The 18,891-nt window shown below is 74.3% G+C and carries 19 protein-coding genes; 10 read left to right on the top strand and 9 right to left on the bottom strand.

The features are described from left to right. Positions 1–33: 33 nt before the first annotated feature. Complete coding sequence (locus HB370_RS36655; protein ID WP_030788527.1) at positions 34–1,626, bottom strand: FAD-binding oxidoreductase; 1,593 nt, start codon at positions 1,624–1,626, stop codon at positions 34–36. A 107-nt stretch (positions 1,627–1,733) separates the two neighbouring features. Between HB370_RS36655 and HB370_RS36650 the strand changes: the two genes are divergently transcribed. The 3 genes from HB370_RS36650 to HB370_RS36640 all read left to right on the top strand — a co-directional run bounded on the left by HB370_RS36650 (position 1,734) and on the right by HB370_RS36640 (position 4,730). Then, positions 1,734–2,333, top strand: coding sequence for a TetR/AcrR family transcriptional regulator (locus HB370_RS36650; protein WP_030788525.1), 600 nt, complete (start codon positions 1,734–1,736; stop codon positions 2,331–2,333). Beyond that, positions 2,330–3,910, top strand: coding sequence for a glycerol-3-phosphate dehydrogenase/oxidase (locus HB370_RS36645; RefSeq protein WP_167513076.1), 1,581 nt, complete (start codon positions 2,330–2,332; stop codon positions 3,908–3,910). Before HB370_RS36650 ends, HB370_RS36645 begins: the two co-directional genes overlap by 4 nt. A 97-nt stretch (positions 3,911–4,007) precedes the next feature. Continuing rightward, entirely contained in the window at positions 4,008–4,730 is a 723-nt protein-coding gene (locus HB370_RS36640) for a peptidase E (RefSeq protein WP_030788518.1), read from the top strand. A 32-nt stretch (positions 4,731–4,762) separates the two neighbouring features. On the opposite strand, the gene HB370_RS36635 is transcribed toward HB370_RS36640, so the two are convergent. Both HB370_RS36635 and HB370_RS36630 read right to left on the bottom strand, forming a co-directional pair. Next, a complete protein-coding gene (locus tag HB370_RS36635) occupies positions 4,763–6,214 on the bottom strand; it encodes a WGR domain-containing protein (RefSeq protein WP_030788515.1) in 1,452 nt (483 codons plus the stop codon). Between the two features lie 124 nt (positions 6,215–6,338). Further along, positions 6,339–6,983, bottom strand: coding sequence for a TetR family transcriptional regulator (locus HB370_RS36630; protein ID WP_030788512.1), 645 nt, complete (start codon positions 6,981–6,983; stop codon positions 6,339–6,341). A 160-nt stretch (positions 6,984–7,143) separates the two neighbouring features. Between HB370_RS36630 and HB370_RS36625 the strand changes: the two genes are divergently transcribed. Next, entirely contained in the window at positions 7,144–7,929 is a 786-nt protein-coding gene (locus HB370_RS36625; RefSeq protein WP_030788509.1) for an SDR family NAD(P)-dependent oxidoreductase, read from the top strand. A gap of 160 nt (positions 7,930–8,089) precedes the next feature. On the opposite strand, the gene HB370_RS36620 is transcribed toward HB370_RS36625, so the two are convergent. Beyond that, entirely contained in the window at positions 8,090–9,694 is a 1,605-nt protein-coding gene (locus tag HB370_RS36620; protein WP_030788506.1) for an ABC-F family ATP-binding cassette domain-containing protein, read from the bottom strand. Between the two features lie 609 nt (positions 9,695–10,303). Here HB370_RS36620 and HB370_RS36615 point away from each other — a divergent pair. The 3 genes from HB370_RS36615 (at position 10,304) to arr (ending at position 13,346) form a co-directional block, all read left to right on the top strand. Further along, on the top strand, positions 10,304–11,101 hold the full coding sequence (locus tag HB370_RS36615; RefSeq protein WP_030788502.1) for an SAM-dependent methyltransferase: 798 nt from the start codon (positions 10,304–10,306) through the stop codon (positions 11,099–11,101). A 192-nt stretch (positions 11,102–11,293) separates the two neighbouring features. After that, positions 11,294–12,772, top strand: coding sequence for a glutamate-cysteine ligase family protein (locus HB370_RS36610; protein ID WP_030788500.1), 1,479 nt, complete (start codon positions 11,294–11,296; stop codon positions 12,770–12,772). Between the two features lie 145 nt (positions 12,773–12,917). After that, on the top strand, positions 12,918–13,346 hold the full coding sequence (arr, locus tag HB370_RS36605) for an NAD(+)--rifampin ADP-ribosyltransferase (RefSeq protein ID WP_030788496.1): 429 nt from the start codon (positions 12,918–12,920) through the stop codon (positions 13,344–13,346). Between the two features lie 50 nt (positions 13,347–13,396). On the opposite strand, the gene HB370_RS36600 is transcribed toward arr, so the two are convergent. Beyond that, positions 13,397–13,783: a helix-turn-helix domain-containing protein gene (locus HB370_RS36600; protein ID WP_030788493.1), complete on the bottom strand. Its 387-nt coding sequence runs from the start codon at positions 13,781–13,783 to the stop codon at positions 13,397–13,399. Positions 13,784–13,912: 129 nt separating this feature from the next. Here HB370_RS36600 and HB370_RS36595 point away from each other — a divergent pair, with 129 nt between their 5' ends. From HB370_RS36595 to HB370_RS36585, 3 genes are all read left to right on the top strand, one after another. Further along, positions 13,913–14,566, top strand: coding sequence for an NAD(P)H-dependent oxidoreductase (locus tag HB370_RS36595; protein ID WP_030788490.1), 654 nt, complete (start codon positions 13,913–13,915; stop codon positions 14,564–14,566). Positions 14,567–14,706: 140 nt separating this feature from the next. Beyond that, the gene (locus HB370_RS36590) at positions 14,707–14,973 is read left to right on the top strand and encodes a hypothetical protein (RefSeq protein ID WP_051816027.1); all 267 of its coding nucleotides are present in this window, start codon (positions 14,707–14,709) and stop codon (positions 14,971–14,973) included. A 111-nt stretch (positions 14,974–15,084) separates the two neighbouring features. Beyond that, positions 15,085–15,966 carry a DMT family transporter gene (locus HB370_RS36585; RefSeq protein WP_030788484.1) on the top strand — a complete coding sequence of 294 codons (882 nt, stop codon included), beginning with the start codon at positions 15,085–15,087 and terminating at the stop codon, positions 15,964–15,966. A 6-nt stretch (positions 15,967–15,972) separates the two neighbouring features. Here the strand turns inward: HB370_RS36585 and HB370_RS36580 are convergent, their stop codons facing one another. The 4 genes from HB370_RS36580 to HB370_RS36565 form a co-directional block, all read right to left on the bottom strand. Next, the gene (locus HB370_RS36580; RefSeq protein WP_030788480.1) at positions 15,973–16,416 is read right to left on the bottom strand and encodes a MarR family transcriptional regulator; all 444 of its coding nucleotides are present in this window, start codon (positions 16,414–16,416) and stop codon (positions 15,973–15,975) included. Beyond that, entirely contained in the window at positions 16,413–17,699 is a 1,287-nt protein-coding gene (locus tag HB370_RS36575) for an alpha/beta hydrolase (protein ID WP_342450991.1), read from the bottom strand. Before HB370_RS36575 ends, HB370_RS36580 begins: the two co-directional genes overlap by 4 nt. Continuing rightward, complete coding sequence (locus tag HB370_RS42755; protein ID WP_063766436.1) at positions 17,654–17,950, bottom strand: amidohydrolase family protein; 297 nt, start codon at positions 17,948–17,950, stop codon at positions 17,654–17,656. The genes HB370_RS36575 and HB370_RS42755 overlap by 46 nt, the downstream gene beginning before the upstream one ends. Positions 17,951–18,320: 370 nt before the next feature. Then, positions 18,321–18,881, bottom strand: coding sequence for a quercetin 2,3-dioxygenase (locus tag HB370_RS36565; protein WP_030788469.1), 561 nt, complete (start codon positions 18,879–18,881; stop codon positions 18,321–18,323). Between the last annotated feature and the right edge of the window lie 10 nt (positions 18,882–18,891).

The following is an 18,891-nucleotide window of genomic DNA, read 5'->3' as shown; positions in this document are numbered from 1 at the left end:
GGCCTCCGAGGCAGGCGGTCGGATCGGGCGGGGTCAGTCGGTGGGCAGCAGGACGCCGGGGTTGAGCAGGCCGTCGGGGTCCAGGCGGCGCTTGACGGCGCGCAGCGCCGAGACCCCGAGCGGGCCGGCCTCGCGGACGTACCAGTCGCGGTGGTCGGTGCCCACCCCGTGGTGGTGGGAGATGGTGCCGCCGGCGGCGAGTACGGCCTCGTTGGCGGCGTGCTTGGCGGGCGTCCAGTGGGCCACCGGGTCCTCGCCCTGGGCGCTGACGACGGTGAAGTACAGCGAGGCGCCGTTCTCGTACACGTGGGAGATGTGGCACATCACCAGGGGCGGGGTGCCGGCCTGGGTGAGGGTGTCGGTCAGGGCGGTGCGGACTCTTTTGTACAGCTCGGGGATCCGGGACCAGAACGCGGCGGTCTCCAGGGTCTCGGCGAAGGCGCCCACGTCGAGCAGGGCGTCGCGCAGATAGGGCGCGGAGTAGCGGCCGTGCGCCCAGCGTTCGCCGGGTTCGGCGCCGATCAGGGTGCCGCCGCAGGCCGTCAGGACGTCCGCGGCCCGGGCGCGGCGGTGCGCGGTGTCCTCCGCCGTGCCTTCGTAGCCGGTGATCGCCAGGCATCCGGCGCCGCCCTGCTCCGGGCCGGTGCCGATCGCGTCGGGCTGGGCGAGTCCGATGAGCGTCTCGGTCTCGTCGGACAGGCGCAGCACGGTCGGCCGGGGACCGTCCTGGGCGAGCCGGCGCAGCGCGGCGGCGCCCTCCTGGAAGGAGCCGAACCGCCAGCCCTCGTACACCCGGGTCTCGGGCAGCGGGCGGATCCGTACGGTGACGGAGGTGATGACGCCGAAGGCGCCCTCCGAGCCGAGGATCAGCTGGCGCAGGTCGGGTCCGGCGGCGGAGCGCGGGGCGCGGCCGGTGTCGAGGGTGCCCTCGGGGGTGGCGAGGGTGAGGGCGAGCACCATCTCGTCGAAGCGGCCGTATCCGGCGGACGCCTGTCCGCTGGAGCGGGCGGCGGCGAAGCCGCCGATGGTGGCCCACTCGAAGGACTGCGGGAAGTGGCCGAGGGTGTAGCCGTGTTCGTTGAGCCGCCGTTCGGCCTCGGGGGCGCGCAGGCCGGGCTGGAGGACGGCGGTGCGCGAGACGGGGTCCAGGTCGAGCAGGCCGTTCATGCGGCGCAGGTCCAGGGCGACGAACATGCTGCGGTGCGGGGCGAGTCCGCCCACCACGGAGGTGCCGCCGCCGAAGGGGACGACGGCCAGGCCGTGCGCGGCGCAGGCGCGCAGCACGGCGAGGACCTCGTCGTGACCGGCGGGCAGGACGACGGCCTGGGGTGTGTCGGCGACGTCTCCGGCGCGGATGCGCAGCAGGTCGGGGGTGGACTTGCCGCGGGTGTGCCGGATGCGGCTCTCGTCGTCCGTGCGGACGTGCTCCTCGCCGCCGACGGCCTCGGCGAGGGCCTTCAGGGCGGCGGGCCGGGCCGTGACGGCGGGCGGGCGGAGGTCCGTCAGGCCGGGGGCGGGCGTGCCGCTCGGCTTGACACCGAGCAGGTCGCACAGCAGCCCGGTCACCGTGTCGGGCAGCGGTGCCGCCTTGGCCGGGTCGCCCCAGCCGTTCCACAGCATGTCCATTGAACGGTCGTCCTCACTGGGTCGGTGGGCTGGGCGTGGCGGTCGTCGTGAGCTGTGCGGGAGCAGTGCCGCTTCCGTCCCGCTCCCGGGGCGTTACACTGTGACACATGACGCCTATTCGTCACAACGGTTCGGACGGCGATCCCGTGCTCGACGCGGTACGCGACTGCGTGCTGGCCGTCGGGGTGCGGCGCACCACGCTCGCCGACGTCGCCCGCCGCGCCGGGGTCTCCCGGATGACGCTCTACCGGCGCTGGCCGGACCTGCGGACGCTGGTGGGCGATCTGATGACCCGGGAGTGGATCGACGTGGCCACCCGGGCGATCCCGCAGCCCGCGCCCGGAGTCGCCACGCGCACCCGGATCGTGGACGGGCTGGTGGCCGGGGTGGCGGCGTTCCGGGCGCATCCCCTCTTCCGCAAGATCGTCGACGTCGATCCGGAACTGCTGCTGCCCTACGTCCTCGACCGGCGCGGCGCGAGCCAGGAGGCACTGCTGGCGCTGCTGGGCGACGCGCTGCGCGGGGGCCACGCGGACGGCTCCGTACGGCCCGGCCACACCGAACGGCAGGCCCGCGCCCTGCTGTTGACCGTACAGTCCTTCACCCTGTCCCTGCGCACGATGACCGACGAGGACGATCCGGAGCTGGACTCCGCCGCGTTCCTCGGTGAGCTGCGCACCCTTCTGGAGAGGACCCTGACGCCATGAGCGACACCGAGGCCGCGCCCGGCTCGTCCCTGAGCGCACACCGGCGCGGCCGGGAACTGGCCGAGGCCGCCGACGGCCGGGTGGCCGACGTCCTGGTGGTCGGGCTCGGCGCGACGGGCGCCGGGGCGGCCCTGGACGCGGCGGCCCGCGGACTGGACGTCGTCGCGGTGGACGCCCACGACCTGGCCTTCGGCACCTCCCGCTGGAGCTCGAAGCTGATCCACGGGGGGCTGCGCTATCTGGCCTCGGCGCAGTTCGACGTCGCCCACGAGAGCGCGGTGGAGCGCGGGGTGCTGATGACCCGTACGGCGCCGCACCTGGTGGCCGCCCAGCCGTTCGTGCTGCCGCTGACCCCGCTGGTGTCCCGGGCCCAGGCCGCGCTGGCGTGGGCCGGCTTCCGGGCCGGGGACATGCTGCGGGTGGCCGCCCGTACACCGCGGCAGGTGCTGCCCGCGCCGCGCCGGCTGCCGGAGATCGAGGCCCGGCATCTGGCGCCCTCGGTCCGCGCGGCCGGACTGCGCGGCGGGCTGCTGTCCTGGGACGGCCGGGTGACCGACGACGCCCGCCTGGTGACCGCCCTGGCCCGGACCGCCGCCGCGCACGGCGCGCGGGTGCTGACCCGGGTGCGGGCGCTGGAGCTGACCGGGACGGGCGCCCGGATCCGGGACGAACTCACCGGCGAGGAGGGCGAGATCAGGGCGCGGGCCGTGATCAACGCGGCCGGGGTGTGGGCGGGTGCCCTCGCCGAGGGCATCCGGATCCGCCCGTCGCGCGGCACCCATCTGGTCCTGCGCTCCGAGCGGCTCGGCGCCCTGCCGGCCGGCCTGCACATCCCGATCCCCGGGGAGACCAACCGCTTCGTGCTGGTGCTGCCGCAGGGGGACGGCCGGGTCTACGTCGGGCTGACCGACGAACCGGTGGACGGCGGGGTCCCGGACGTGCCCGAGGTGCCCGAGACCGACATCGGCTTCCTGCTGGACGTGCTCGGCTCGGTGCTGGACGCCCCGGTGGCCCGGGAGGAGGTGGTCGGCGCCTTCGCGGGCTTGCGCCCCCTGCTCGACACCTCGCCCGGCTCCGGGGCCGGCACCCCGGCCCGCACCTCGGACATCTCCCGCCGGCACGCGGTGCTCACCTCGCCCGACGGTGTCACCACCGTGGTCGGCGGCAAGCTGACCACCTACCGGCGGATGGCGCAGGACGCGGTGGACGCCGCCGCCGAGGCGCGGGGCCTGCGCGTGGCCCCCTCCCCCACCGCGGCCCTGCCGCTGGTCGGCGCCGCCGCCTCCGGCCGTCTGCGCGCGCTGCCCGCGCCCCGCCGCCTGGTCCACCGCTACGGCACCGAGGCCGTGGCCGTCCACGCCCTCGCCACCGAGGACCCCGGCCTGGCCGAGCCCGTACTCCCCGGCCACCCCGTCACCCGCGCCGAACTCCTCTGGGCGCTCCGCCACGAAGGCGCCCTGGACGCCTCCGACCTCCTGGACCGCCGCACCCGCATCGGCCTGATCCCCCGGGACCGCACCGACGCACTGCCCGCCGTACGAGAGGTACTGGAACGAGCGGCGACCGTGCTCCCCTGACCCGGACCCGTCCGGTCCCGGATATCGGCTTGCGACAGGGGTCACCCACGGGCATCGTCCACCCTGTCCCGTCCGTGCCCACCGGAGGAGGCAGCCCATGGTGAGCGTTCCCGCCCGCCGCGTCGCACTCGTCGGGGGAGGTTTCTCCACGGACGAGGACGGGCTGCTCGACGACTGGCTGCTCACCCACGCGAGGCGCCCCCGCCCCACAGTGTGCTTCGTGCCCACGGCCAGCGGTGACGCTCCGGCGTACGTCGACCGGTTCCTGAGCGCGTTCCGCTCCCGTGCCTGTGAGCCCGCCGTCCTGACGCTGTTCCGGCGCGAGGTGGACGACGCCGCGCTGCGCGCGTTCCTCCTCGCCCAGGACGTGGTGTACGTCGGCGGTGGCAACACCGCGAACATGCTGGCCGTATGGCGGGTGCACGGGGTCGACCGGCTGCTGCGGGAGGCCTGCGACCGGGGCACGCTGCTGTGCGGGATCAGTGCCGGTGCCAACTGCTGGGCGGATGCCTCGCACACCGACTCCTTCGGTCCGCTCGCCGCTCTGCGGGACGGGCTGGGGCTGGTGCCGGGTTCGGTGTGTCCCCACTACGACAGCGAACCGGGCCGTCGGCCCTCGTACCGCCGGGCCGTGGCGGACGGGGCGCTGCCCGCCGGCTGGGCGTTGGAGGACGGCGCGGCCGTCCTGTTCACGGACGGGCGTCTGACGGAGGCGGTGTCCCGGAGGCCGGACGCCCGGCTGTACCGGGTGGAGCCGGACGGGCGGGGCGGGGTGAAGGAACGGGCCGTTCCCTGCCGGCCGCTGCGTGCCGTGCCCTGACGCCCGTACGGCTTCGGCGGCCCGGGACCGGGTCACAGGAGGCGGTGGATGTCGCCGCGGACTCGGTAGAAGCCGCCCGACGCGGGGTGCAGGGCGTCCACGACGTAGCGGGCGCCGGGTTCGCGTATCGCGCGGGGGAACTGCACGTTCCAGGAGTGGTCGTAGCCCTCGGAGACGACGTGCACCCGGACCCGGCCGGCCTCCTGGACGCATTCGACCACGACCGCTCCGGCGGGTGCCCGGTCGACCGTGGAGACCGCGGTCACGGCCGTGGCCGGGGCGTACGTCGGCGTGGCGGCGGCGAGCTTGACGTCCCGCACCACCGGGACCGTGCCCTGCTGGGCCGCGGCGATCGCCGCCTCGCTCGCGTCGACGCAGACCAGGGAGCCGTCGGTGGTGACCAGGTACAGCCGCTCGTCGCGGTACTGCATCGACAGCGCCGAGCCGCCGCCCGTGCCCAGCTTCCACAGCCGCCTGCCGTGCTGGTCGAAGCAGTAGACGGAGGAGGCCGCGTCCCCGGCGAAGACGAAGCGGCCGCCGGGTGAGGTGGCGCACGAGTACACCGCGCTGTCGCAGGCGTACGTCGCCTCGATCGCGCCGGTGGCCTTCGCCAGCCGCTGGACCACGCGGTGCGCGGTGCCCGCGTACACCGCCTCCCGCTCCTGCCAGCCGAACAGCACGCCGCCGTTGGTGGGCGTGTGCCACAACTCGCCGCCGCCGTCCGGCGCGTAGGCGGTCACGCCACGCTGGTGGCCGTGGTAGACGGCCCGGTCGTCGGCGCGGACCATCCAGGCGTGCTCGCCCTGGCTGCGGCGGGACCACTGGTGTTCGTCCTCGTGGTCGATGACGGTGAGCCGGCCGTCGCGGTCCGAGACGTCCAGGACGCCCTCGTGGATGTCCAGCCAGAAGATGTCGACGTCGGCGGCGATGTCGTAGGCGGCGAAGGGCAGTTTGGAGGACAGGTCGTACACCGTGCCGTCGTCGCAGCCGGCGTAGATCCAGAAGTCGTCGGCGACCAGGCACTTCACGCCGTCCGGCAGGCTGAAGCGGGCCAGCACGGCGCCCTCGTGGTCCAGGGTGTAGACATCGCCGGCCTGGTTGCCCACCCAGCAGCGCTCGTCGTCCACGTGGATGCCGAACGCGGCCGAGCCGGTGCGGAACCGCCACAGCACCGGTGCCACGGCCCGCGCCGTGGAGGGTGCCGAGCTGACCTGACGGCGGGTCACCGCACGCGGCGCGCGCTGCCCTTGGACGGCAGGCGCGTATCCCTTGCGGATCTTCTCGCCGGCCTTCTTCGCGGCGGCGGCCCGCGCCTTCTCCTCGGTCGGGAACGTCGTCGTCTGCGTCTGCCCGGCGGCGCCGATCCTGCCGTAGCGCACCGTCACCACCCGGCCGTCGACGGTCACCTCGTAGAACTTGTGGGCGCCGCCGCCCTCCTGTGACAGCTCCAGGTACGTCGTCGACACCGCGGACCCCGTGGACATGGCAGACCCCTCCCCAAGACGGACCCGCGGCCGTTCCGGCGGGTTCCCGACTGCTGTTCACCGTAGGGGCACCCACTGACAACGGACTCGGGCCGGGACTCGGGCCGGGCGGCCGCCGGCCGTCCTACCGGTCGCGGGCGGGGGGCAACTCCTCCATTCCGCCCAGGAGTTGGCGCAGGCAGCGGAGTGCGAGCGCGGCCGGTGAGCCCTCGCCCGTGACGCCCGCCTCCGTGGCGGCCCAGGTCTCCAGCGCGATGCGGATCGCGTCCGTGGCGGCCGCCGCGACCAGGCGCACCCGCAAGACCTCCAGGCGGCCGTCCGCCAGCCGGGCGACGACCGGGACGAGCCGTTCCTCCGACTCCTGGTTCACCCGGTACCAGACCGCGCGCAGCGCGGGATCGTCCGCGGCGGCCCGCAGCAGCCCCCGGGTCCGCTCCAGCGCCACGGCGGCCTCCTCGTCGGGTGCCGCCAGCGACTCCTCGACCGCCGTCTCCAGCGCCCGCAGCAGACCGGCCCCGGGCTCGGCCGCCTCCAGCAGCGCCCGCCACCGGTCGGCCCCGGCCGCGAGCAGGGGGCTCACCGCGTCCTGCTTGGAGCGGAAGTAGCGGTAGAAGGTGCGCAGCGCGACGCCCGCGTGCCGGGCGATCTCCTCGGCGGTGGTCGCGTGCGGCCCCTGCGCGGCGAACAGCTCCGCCGCCGCGTGGGCGATGTCCAGCTGGGTCGCGGCCTTGCGGCGCTCGGTGAGGGAGGTGGGCGGCTTGGTGCTCATCCCAGAAGCGTACGACCCGACGAGCCTTGGTGGCATGCAGTGACGAAATGGCAAATCGTGCCACCTAGGCGTAACGTGAAGGGCATCGGGGCGCCGGACGGCAAGAGAACCGGCGTCGCTCAGGGCCCGCCGCACCCCGGCGGGCCGGGCAGGAGAACACATGAACCGCTACGAAGGCCGCCGCGCGCTGATCACCGGGGGCGGCTCCGGCATCGGCCAGGCCACCGTGCTGCGCGTCCTCGCCGAGGGCGGCAGCGTGGTGGCCGCGGACGTGAGCGAGCGGGGTCTGCGGGACACCGCGGAGAGGGCGGCCGGGTACGCGGACCGGCTCACCACCGTCGTCATCGACGTCGCCGACGAGACCTCCGTACGCGCCGGTGTCGCCGCCGCGACGGCCGCGCTCGGCGGGCTGGACGTGCTGGTCAACGCCGCCGGGATCCTGCGTTCCTCGCACTCTCACGAGACGAGCCTGGAGGAGTTCACCCGTGTCCTCCAGGTCAACCTGGTCGGCACGTTCCTCGTGATCCGCGAGGCGATCCCGGCCCTGCTGGCGGGCCGGGACGCGGCGGTCGTCAACTTCAGCTCCACCTCGGCCGTCTTCGCGCACCCCTATATGGCGGCGTACGCGGCGAGCAAGGGCGGCATCCAGTCGATGACGCACGCGCTCGCCTCCGAGTACGCGAGCCGGGGCATCCGCTTCACCGCCGTCCAGCCCGGTTCCATATCCAGCGGGATGACCGACGGCAGCGGCGCCAGCGGGCTGAGCAACGGGCCGGGGCTGCCCGCCGACGCCGACATGAGCCTGTTCGCCAAGCTCTCCCCGGCGCTCGGCCAGGGGTTCGCCGGCCCGGAGACGGTGGCCTCCGTCGTGGCGATGCTCGGCTCGCGGGACGGCGCGTTCATCACCGGGACCGAGATCCGCGTCGACGGCGGCACGCATTTCTGACCGCCGTACGGACCTGTCCCGCTGAACACCGGGACACGCTCCGGGCCGGGAGCGGCTCGGCAGGTCCCTGTGCCCCAGGCCGGAGGTGCCGTCAGGTCCCTGTCCCCCGGGCCGGCAGGGGTCGGCAGGTCCCCGTGCCCCGGCCCGGAGGCGTCCCGGGTCAGGCGAGGGCGATCAGGTCGCGGTAGTCCTCGCTCCACAGGTCCTCGTCCGCGTCCGGCAGCAGCAGGACCCGGTCGGGGCGCAGGGCGTCGATGGCGCCCTCGTCGTGGGTGACCATCACGATCGCGCCGGGATACGAGCCGACCGCGTCCAGCACCTCGGCGCGGGAGGCCGGGTCGAGGTGGTTGGTCGGCTCGTCCAGCAGCAGCACGTTCGCCCCGGAGTGGACCAGGCCGGCCAGCGCCAGCCGGGTCTTCTCACCGCCCGACAGCACCCCGGCGGGCTTGTCGGCGTCGTCCCCGGTGAACAGGAAGGCGCCCAGGACGCGCCGGGCCTCGCCCGGGGCCAGGTGCGGTGCGGCCAGGGCCAGGTTCTCCAGGACCGTGCGCCGGGGGTCGAGCGTGTCGTGCTCCTGGGCGAAGTAGCCCAGCCGCAGCCCGTGCCCGTACACCACGCGCCCGGCATCGGGACGCTCCGCGCCGGCCAGGATCCGCAGCAAAGTAGTCTTGCCGGCGCCGTTCAGGCCGAGCACCACCAGCCGGCCGCCCCGGTCCACGGCGAGGTCCACCCCGGCGAGGACGCGGTGGCCGCCGTAGGACTTGGCGAGGCTGATCGCGCCGAGCGGTGTCCGCCCGCAGGGAGCGGGTTCGGGCAGCCGGATCCGCGCCGTCTTCTCGGCGCGCCGCCGCGGCTCCAGCCCGGCCAGCATCCGGTCCGCGCGCCGGGCCATGCTCCGGGCCATGGTGGCGGTGGCGGAGCGGGCCTTCATCCGGTCGGCCTGCGCGTGCAGCGCGGCGGCCTTGCGTTCGGCGCTCGCCCGCTCCCGGGTGCGGCGCCGCTCGTCCGCCTCGCGCCGGGTGAGGTACGTACGCCAGCCCGTGTTGTGGATGTCGATCGTCGCCCGGGCCGGGTCCAGGTGGAAGACGCGGTTGACGACATCGGCGAGCAGGGCCGTGTCGTGGCTGATCACCACCAGACCGCCCTGGTGGGCCTTCAGGAAGGCGCGCAGCCAGGCGAGCGAGTCGGCGTCGAGGTGGTTGGTCGGCTCGTCCAGCAGCAGGGTGCGGTCGGTTCCGGCGAACAGGATGCGGGCGAGTTCCACACGGCGTTTCTGCCCGCCGGACAGGGCGCCGACCGGCCGGCCCAGCACGCGTTCGGGCAGGCCGAGTCCGGCCGAGATCCGGGCCGCCTCGGCCTCCGCGGCGTAGCCCCCGCCGGCCTGGAAGGCGGCCTCGGCGTGGGCGTAGGCGCGCATCGCCCGGTCCAGTTCGGGCGCGCCGGTGGCGGCGGCCAGCGCCGCCTCGGCCTCGCGCAGGGTCCGCAGGGCGGTGTCGAGGCCGCGCGCGGACAGGATGCGGTCGGTGACGGTCACGGCCGGGTCGGCGGCGCGCGAGTCCTGCGCGAGGAAGCCGACCGGTCCGGTGCGGACGATGTCACCGGCGGTGGGCCCGGACTGTCCGGCGAGGGCGGTCATCAGGGTGGTCTTGCCGGCGCCGTTGCGGCCGACGAGGCCGATCCGGTCGCCGGGCGAGACGGTGAAGGAGACGCCGGTCAGCAGGAGGCGGGCACCGGCGCGCAGCTCGACATCACGAGCGGTGATCATGGGGTAACGCTCCGAAAAAGCTAGAGGACACACTTCTGGCGTGGAAGCGGGTCCTCGGCTAGGAGATTCGGGGCGTAGACATGCGGTCACGGTAACGCGGGCGCCGGCACCGGCGCACATCATTTTTTGGCGAGCGCTGCTTGAGCGCTGCTCGCGAGGCGGGGGGCGGCCAGGCGACCGACGGGGCGGGGAACGGCCCGAGCGCAATGGATTCACCGTTCCCCGCCCCTGCCGGACGGCCCGCCGCCGCCTGGGCGGCGGGACGGCGTGCCGGTCCGTGGGGGACGGCCGGCGGACGTGCCCGCACCGCCGGTCGGTTCTGACTCTCCGTCCCCGGTGGTGGGTGTGCCACCTGACGGGAGCCGGCTGGGTGAGGTCCTCGGGCGGCCCCCGCCGACACCGTCGGCTGGCGGCGGGCGGCGGCTGGAGAGCGACGGCTCGTAGCCGGAGGGTAGTGGCCGGAGGGTAGTGGCCGGAGGGCGGCTCCCCCGGCCGCGCCTCCCGCCCCGGGCCTGCGGGAACTCCCGTGACCCTCCGGGAAGTTCCTGTGGGAGGCTGGGCCCGGCCGTCGCGGACCGAGGCCGGGCCGGCCGCCGAGAGGAGCACAGCGTGACAGAGAACGGCTACGAGGCCGTCACCATCGACACCAGCAAGCCGCACCCCGCGCGGATCTACGACTATCTGCTGGGCGGCAAGGACAACTACGAGGTGGACCAGCAGGCGGGCGACGCACTGGCCGCCGCTGCCCCCGAGGCACGCATCGGCGTCCGGGCGAACCGCGCCTTCCTGCAGCGTGCCGTCCGGTACGTGGTCGGCAGCGGGATCCGGCAGATCCTCGACATCGGCACCGGGCTGCCCACGTCGCCGAACGTGCACGAGGTGGCCCAGACGGTGGCGCCCGACGTCCGCGTGGCCTACGTCGACAACGACCCGATCGTCGCCGCGCACGGCAACGCCCTGCTCAGCCGGTCCGGTACGACCCGTATCGTCCTCGGCGACCTGCGCGACCCGCGCGCCGTGCTGGACCACCCCGACGTCCGCCAGCTCATCGACTTCGATCAGCCGGTGGCCCTGCTCCTCGTCGCCATCCTGCACTTCCTGGCCGACACGGACCGGCCCGCCGAGGTCGTCGCCACGCTGCGCGACGCGCTGCCCGCCGGGAGCTTCCTGGTGCTGTCGCACGCCACGGGCGACTTCGCCGACCGCACCGACGCCCAGGCCGTCTACACCAACGCCACCGCGTCCCTGAACCTGCGCGGCCGGGCCGAGGTGGAGCGCTTCTTCGACGGTTTCGAGCTCGTGGAACCGGGCCTGGCCCAGGTCCCGTTCTGGCGCCCGGACACCCCGCCGCCGCCGCGCTCCGAGGAGATAGGTTTCTACGGCGGCGTGGCCCGCAAGAAGCCCTGACCGCTGCGGGACGTCCTGACCGGCCGGACCACCCGACCGCCCTCGCTGCCACTCCCGCCGTGGCAGCCGTCGGTCCCCTCACCACGCCCGGGCGGCCGGCCACCGCCCCCTCCCCCGGCCTGCATGGTGCCCGGGACGCCCCGGTGCGACGCTGGAGAGGAAGGTGTCCGACGAGGGGACCTGGGAGGGCCGATGGGACGGGACGTCCCGGCGCTCGTCTTCACCCGCGAGGACCGCCGCCGGTACCGGATCAAGATGCAGGCGTGTCTGGAGGCGCTCGCGCAGATGCTGCGCGAGGCGCGCTTCGAGGCCGAGCGTCCTCAGGTCGGCCTGGAGATAGAGCTGAACCTGGTGGACGACGCCGGCGAGCCGGCGATGCGCAACACCGATGTGCTGGCGGCGATCTCCGACCCCGCGTGGTCCACCGAGCTGGGCCGGTTCAACCTGGAGATCAACGTTCCGCCCCGGCGGCTGACCGCGGGCGGTCCGGACGCCTGGGAGGCGGAGATCCGGGCCGCGCTGAACCACGCAGACGAGCGGGCCCGGTCGGCCGGCGCCCGGCTGATCATGGTCGGGATCCTGCCCACCCTGCGGCAGGAGGAGATCGGCGAGGACGCGTTGTCGGAGAACCCCCGCTACCGGCTGCTCAACGACCAGGTCTTCGCGGCCCGCGGCGAGGATCTGCGCATCGAGATCGACGGAACGGACCGGCTGCGGACCTACGCCGACACGATCACCCCGGAGGCCGCGTGCACCAGCACGCAGTTCCATCTCCAGGTGTCGCCCGAGGAGTTCGCCGGCTACTGGAACGCGGCGCAGGCGATCGCCGGGGTGCAGGTCGCGCTCGCGGCCAACTCGCCGTTCCTGTTCGGCAAGGAGCTGTGGCACGAGACCCGGATCCCGCTGTTCGAGCAGGCCACCGACACCCGGCCGGAGGAGATCAAGGTGCAGGGGGTGCGGCCCCGGGTGTGGTTCGGGGAGCGGTGGATCAACAGTGTCTTCGACCTCTTCGAGGAGAATCTGCGCTACTTCCCGGCCCTTCTTCCGCTGTGCGACGCGCAGGACCCGATGGAGACACTGGACCGCGGCGACGTCCCCGAACTGGCCGAACTCACCCTGCACAACGGCACGATCTACCGCTGGAACCGGCCGGTGTACGCCGTCGCCCACGACCGTCCGCACATCCGGGTGGAGAACCGGGTGCTGCCCGCCGGCCCGACGGTCGCCGACACCCTCGCCAACGGGGCCTTCTACTACGGCCTGACCCGGGCGCTGGTGGAGGAGGACCGGCCGGTGTGGTCGCGGATGTCCTTCGCCGCCGCCGAGGACAATCTGCACACCGCCGCCCGGCTGGGCATCGACGCACCGCTGTACTGGCCAGGGATGGGCGAGGTGCCGGCGCCGGAGCTGGTGCTGCGCCGGCTGCTGCCGCTCGCACACCGGGGCCTGGAGCACTCCGGTATGGACGCGGCCTGGCGGGAGCCGCTGCTCGGGGTGATCGAGCAGCGGTGTGTGACGGCGCGCAACGGAGCGGTGTGGCAGAAGGAGATGTGCCGCCACGTCGACGCCACCGCGCACGCCGGCCGGCATGAGGCGCTGCGCAGGATGACCGAGGTGTACATCGACTACATGCACCTCAACGCCCCGGTACACACCTGGCCGGTCGACTGAGACGGCCGGCGCCGGCACGCGGGACGGCGACCGCCCACCAGGGCGTGACCGTGCCGTGCCGGGGGAGCCTTCGCAAGCCACCTGGCGGACCAACGGGGTTTCCGTGGTTTCCTGTTGGCCCGAGTCCAGGCCGAAGGAGCAACCCATGACCAGCGCCCCTGTCCCCTTCCAGGTGTACGAGGCGGGGACGTACCTGCACGGTACGAAGGCAGACCTCGTTCCGGGGGACGTGCTGACCCCCGGCCACGCGTCCAACTACGAGGAGGGACGGGTCTCCCGCCATGTCTATTTTTCCGAGACGCTGGACGCCGCCGCCTGGGGCGCCGAGCTGGCGGCCGGCGACGGGCCGGGCCGGATCTACGTGGTGGAGCCGACCGGTGAGCTGGAGGACGATCCCAACGTCACCGACAAGAAGCTCCCGGGCAACCCCACCCGTTCCTACCGCACCCGCGAGCCCGTGCGCGTCGTGTCGGAGCTCGAGGACTGGGTCGGGCACTCCCCCGAGCAGATCGAGGCGATGCTGAGGACTCTGGCCGACCTTCGCCGCCGCGGCCTCGCCACGATCCTGGACTGACGGGTTCTGCCGGGACCGAGGCAGCCTTCGCTCGGCGATGCCCGGGATTGTCAGGCCGATGCCCGCCGCGGCCGGTCCAGGGCGGCTCCCGTGCACTCCGAGACGTCCGGGAGGTGGTCCTTGGCCCACTGGGCCAGCTCACGGAGGGCGGGTTCGAGGGCGGCGCCGGCCTCGGTCAGCCGGTAGGAGACGCGCAGCGGGGGGCCCTCGTCGACCTCGCGCAGGACGAGGCCGGCGGCGCCCAGTTCGGCGAGCCGGTCGGAGAGCATGCGCTCGCTGATGCCGGGGACGGCCCGCCGCAGGTCGGTGAAGTAGGCGGGCTGTCCCACCAGGACGGCCACGATGGGCCCGCTCCAGCGCTTGCCGAGGAGCTGGAAGACGCGGGTGATGCCGTCGTCCACCCGCTTGCACGCCGCGCTGTCGTGGTTCTCGTCCATGACCTCAGGGTACTACCCCGCCGTAGGGTGCTGAAGAAAAGTAAGTTCATGTGCTAAAAGTAGTCCAGTACGAAACAACAGCCCCCGTTTCCGGCGTCCGGCTGTTCCCGCTCTTCTCTGGAGACACCCATGGCCACCCTGCTCCACATCGATTCGTCCGTGTTCCCGGCCGAGGCGTCGGCCTCGCGTGTCGTGACGGAGGCATTCCGCAAGCACTGGCAGGAGGAGCACCCCGAGGGCACGGTGATCTACCGCGACCTCGCGGCGCAGCCCGTTCCGCACATCACCGCCGACACCCACCTCGCCGGCTTCACCGACCCGGACACCCACACCCCCGAGCAGGCCGCCGCGTTCGCCGAGCGCGTCAAGCTGATAGAGGAGCTGGAGCAGGCCGACGCGGTGCTGATCGGCGCGCCGATGTACAACTACACGATCCCCTCCACCCTCAAGGCCTGGCTGGACAACGTCATCCTGATGGGCCGCACCGCCGGCGAGACCCAGTCCGCCAAGGGCACCCCGGTGACCGTCGTCGCCAGCCGGGGCGGCTCCTACGCGCCGGGCACCCCGCGCGAGGGCTTCGAGTACGTGCAGAACTACCTCAACGCCGCGCTCGGCACGGGCCTCGGCCTGGACGTGGACTTCATCGTCCCGGAGCTGACCATGGCGACCGTGAACCCGGCGATGGCCGAACTGGTCCCGCTGTACGAGGCCTCCCGTGACCGTGCCCTGGAGGACGCCGCCACCAAGGCGCGCGAGCTGGCCAAGCGCCTCGCCGCCGCCTGAGCGCACTCCCGCCGACACGTGACCCGGGACCGCCCACGAGGCGGCCCGGGGTCACGTGCGCCCCGGTGCCCCGGGAGCGGCACAGCCACCGGACCGCATCCCGCGCGAGCCCGCGTCGCCGAGGCCGGCGACGGCCGACGTTGACGGCCGGCAACCTGATCAACGCGCTCGCGGTGGAGGCGACCGTCCGCCCTCTCGACCTGGCCGTGGCACTGCCGCACGCGCCGGGGCCCTCCCCCGAGGGGCCGGCCGCGGTGGGCGCCGCCCTCGACGGGCTGCCCGGCCGGCCCGGCCCGCCGAAGTGGAGGGACGCCCACGCGCGTGTGGGCACCGGCCGCGCCGCGCTCACCGACGCCGAGCGCGCCGCCCTGGGTCCGGCGGCCGACCGCTTCCCGCCGTCCGGCTGAGCCCCGCCGCCGGGGCGAGGCGGACGCCCGGCCCGCACGGCGGGCCCGCGCCGCCTTCCGTAGGCTGAAGGCGTCCGATTCCGGGAGGTCTGCCGCAGGCGGGAGAGAGCCGTGATCGAACTCGCCGCGGCGTTCGCCGTCGCGGGAGCGGCGAGCAACGCCGTGGGCACCGCGTTCCAGCGCAAGGCGGCCTCGGCCAGCACCCGCGGCGGGCTGCGCCTGCTCGCGGAGCTGGTGCACCGGCCCATCTGGATGATCGGTATGGCCGGTGTGGCCTGCGCCGCGCTGTTCCAGAGCCTCGCCCTGGTCAACGGCCCGCTGGCCCTGGTGCAGCCGCTGTTCATCCTGGAACTGCCCTTCGCGCTGCTCGTCGCCGCCCCGCTGATGCACCGGCGGCTGCCACGCTCGGGCTGGTGGGGGGTCGGCGGCTGTGTCGCGGGCCTCGCCGTCCTGCTGCTCGCGGCGGCCCCGCACGGGGCGACCGACCAGGCGCCGCTCGCACGGTGGCTGCCGGTCCTGCTGCTGTGCGCCGGCGTGATGGCCGGCCTGGTGGGACTGGCCGGCCCGGGCCGGCCGCCGACCCGGCGCGCCGCGCTGCTGGCGGCCGCCTCCGCGACGGGCAACGCCCTGACCGCCGCCCTGCTGAAGTCGGCGAGCGGCACCTTCGCCGACCACGGCCTCACGGCGTTCCTGCGGTCCTGGCAGACGTACGGTTTCGCGCTCGCCGGTGTCGCCGCCGTACTGCTGCTGGAGAACGCGTTGCAGGCCGGTCCGCTGGCCGCGGCGCAGCCCGCGCTGACCATCGGCGACGCGGTGGTGAGCCTGACCCTCGGCATCACCCTCTTCGGCGAACGCGTCCGCACCGGATGGTGGCTGGTGCCCGAGCTGTGCGGGGCGCTGCTGATCGTCGTGGGCGTGCTGGTGCTCAGCCGGGCCGTGCAGCGCATCGAGGTGGTCCCGGTCCCCGCAGCGGAGCGGAACGCGGCCTCGTGAGACCGCTCAGGGAGCCGCGACCAGCGGGGGCACGCCCCAGTCGGAGCGCAGCGCGCCCTCCAGGGCGCGCGCGGCGTCCGCTCCGATGCGCTCCACCAGTACCGACTCGATCACCCCGATCGTGGCCTGCGCGCGCTCGTGCACGCGCCGCCCCTCGGCGGTCATCCGGATCAGCCGCCGCCGGGCGGAACCGGGGTCGGGTTCCTGCTCCAGCAGGCCCATGCCGATGAGTCCGTGCACCGCCTGATGGGCCGTCTGCCGGGTGACACCCATCCGCCGGGCGAGTTCGGAGACGGTGGTGCCCTCGGCGTCGAGCATCGCGAAGACGGACGCCTGCGCCGTGGTCACCGGCTGCTCGCCGGCCGCCTCCATGCTGGCGAACAGGGCGTCCTCGAACCAGCGGCGGGCCTCGGACAGGAGCTGGGGCAGGTTGGCGGCGCGATGACTCATGGCTCCTCGGATGATCGGATACCCAGCGGATTATCCTCCTGTCCGTCGGTTTCCCGGGCGCAGTGCCGGGTGACGAACCCGGCCGTCCGCGCGAAGACCCGCTCGACCTCCTCCTCCGCGAGCCCCAGCCACAGGTGGTTCGCGCCGGGCACCCGTACCTGCTCGACCGGCACCCCCGCCGCCCGCAGCGCCGTCGCGAGGCGGTCGCTCTGCGCGCAGGGCACGAGCTCGTCCTCGGTGCCGTGCAGCAGCAGGAACGGCGGCGCGGCCGGCGTCACCCGCAGGGCGGGGCTGGCGTCCCGGGCCGGGCCGGGGGCGGCGGCCGGGGCGGCCCCGAGCAGCAGCGCCTCGCGCGAGGCAGGGTCCCGCGGGTCGAAGCGGCCCGGCGGGTGGTCGTCGGCGAGGCGGGTGAGGTCGGTGGGCGCGTACCAGGTGACGCAGCCGCGCACGGTCACCGTCGGCGCTCCGGCACCGGCGGCCCCCAGGGTGAGCGCGGTCAGCGCGGCCAGGTGACCGCCCGCGGACTCGCCCCACAGGACCACCCGGTCCGGGTCCAGGCCCAGCTCCCCGGCCCGGTCGCGCAGCCAGACCAGCAGCGCGCGCAGGTCGTCGAGCTGGGCCGGGTGCCGGGCCTCGCCGCTGAGCCGGTAGTCGGGGCAGACCACGGCCACCCCGGCCCCGGCCAGCCGGGCGAACGGCCCCGGCAGCCAGTGCCGGAACCGCGGCCCTGGGTCGTCGCGCAGTCCGGTGCGCCAGCCGCCGCCGTGCACAAAAACAACCACGGGCAGCGGGCCGTCCGCCGGTTCGGGCAGCCACAGGTCGGTCTCCAGCGGCCGGCTGCCGTCGGGCACGGCGTAGACGGCGCCGCGCAGCAGCCGTACACCGGGCGCGGGCCGGGCGTGCGGCGGCAGGGGCAGCCGGGCGGGGTCCGGGGGTGCCGGCGGCTGCGCGGGGAAGGACGGGGCGTCCTGGGACACGGCTTCTTCCTGCATGGGGTCCTCGGATGGCATGGGCTTCCTCAATGGGCGAGGCGGGGGAACAGGGTCCGGGCGTTGGCGGTGGTCAGGGAGCGCCAGCCGGTGCCCGGCACCGGGGCGGGCGCGGTGTCGAACGACGCGGCGTGCGACCTGGCCGGCGAGGTCGTAGTAGAGGCGGCGCAGCTGGGCCACGGCGGCGCCGCCGCAGTGCGGTACGACGGCCTTGAGGCCCGGGTGGCGTGCGAGGGTTCCGGTGAAGATCAGGTCGGTGAGGGAGCGGGCGGTGTCGAAGACGAACTCCACCATGGGGGGCGGGGCCGGCCGAGCGCGGACCGCTCCCCGCACACCGGGGAGGCGGGGTGGACGAAGACGACGGCCCCGCGCCGGCCCAGCTCGGCGAACACCGGTTCCAGGCGGGGGTCGCCCAGGTAGACACCGTGGCTGTGGGTCCGCACCACGACGCCGTCGGCGTGCAACTCGTCGAAGGCGTAGGCGATCTCCGCGAGCGCGCCGTCGACGTCGGACAGCGGCAGCGGCAGCGGCAGCGAGGCGAACATCCCGAACCGCCCGGGGTGGGCCCGTACGGTCCCGGTCCGGCCCCGGCCCCGTCCTCGTTGACCTCGCGGGCCGGCGCGCGGGCCGCGGCCGGGTCGCCGAAATACGTGCCCGGGGACGACACCGACAGCACGGCGGCATCGATGCCGGCGCGGTCCATCAGCTCCAGGTACGCCCGGGCCGACCACCGCGGCCAGGCGGGCATGCCATCGGGCCGTTCGTGCCCGGCCGCCCTGGCCGGCGCACGTAGGAGTCGGTGACGAAGTGGGCACGGACATCGATGAAACCGGGACGGTCACCGGGCCCGGTCACCGGTGCGCTCCTCGCGCGGTGCCAGGGTCACCGGCGGCTCCTCGCGTGGCGCCACGGCCGTCAACTCCCGGTGTGCCACTGGTGGTCGGGGCGGAACCGGACGTCGTACTGCTCGGGCACGGTCCGGAACTTCTCCGGCTCGGGCACGAACGGCCGGACCGGCAGGCCCAGTTCCTCGGCCGGGGTGCCGAGGGACTCGAAGAACCGCTCGAAGGTACCGCCCGGTCCGGCGGCCACGCCCACGACCTGCGAGTGGTGGCGTTCCATGCGGTAGGCGTGCACACAGTTCTTCGGTACGAAGCCGAAGTCCCCGGGGGTGAGCAGTTTCTCGTGCTGCTCGCCCTCGAGGTCCTCGACGAAGAGCCGTACGGCGCCCTGGGTGATGTAGAAGACCTCGTAGGTGTCCGCGTGCGAGTGGGCGGGGATCACCTCGCCCTTGGGGCCCTCGCAGGTGAAGAAGTTGAAGGTGTTCTCGGTCTGCTCGCCGCCCGCGTAGATCGTGATCAGGTCGCCGAACAGGTGTGCCCGGTCGCCCAGGCCCTTCTCGATGAAGTAGGGCTTGCCCGGCTCCGGCGGGATGAAGGAGCGGGCCCGGTGACGGGTGGCGTATTCGATGGTCATGCGAAGCCTC

Source organism: Streptomyces sp. DSM 40868, assembly GCF_011820545.1.
GTDB classification, from domain to species: Bacteria; Actinomycetota; Actinomycetes; order Streptomycetales; family Streptomycetaceae; genus Streptomyces; species Streptomyces eurythermus.
This window is presented reverse-complemented; position numbering and strand designations above follow the sequence as displayed.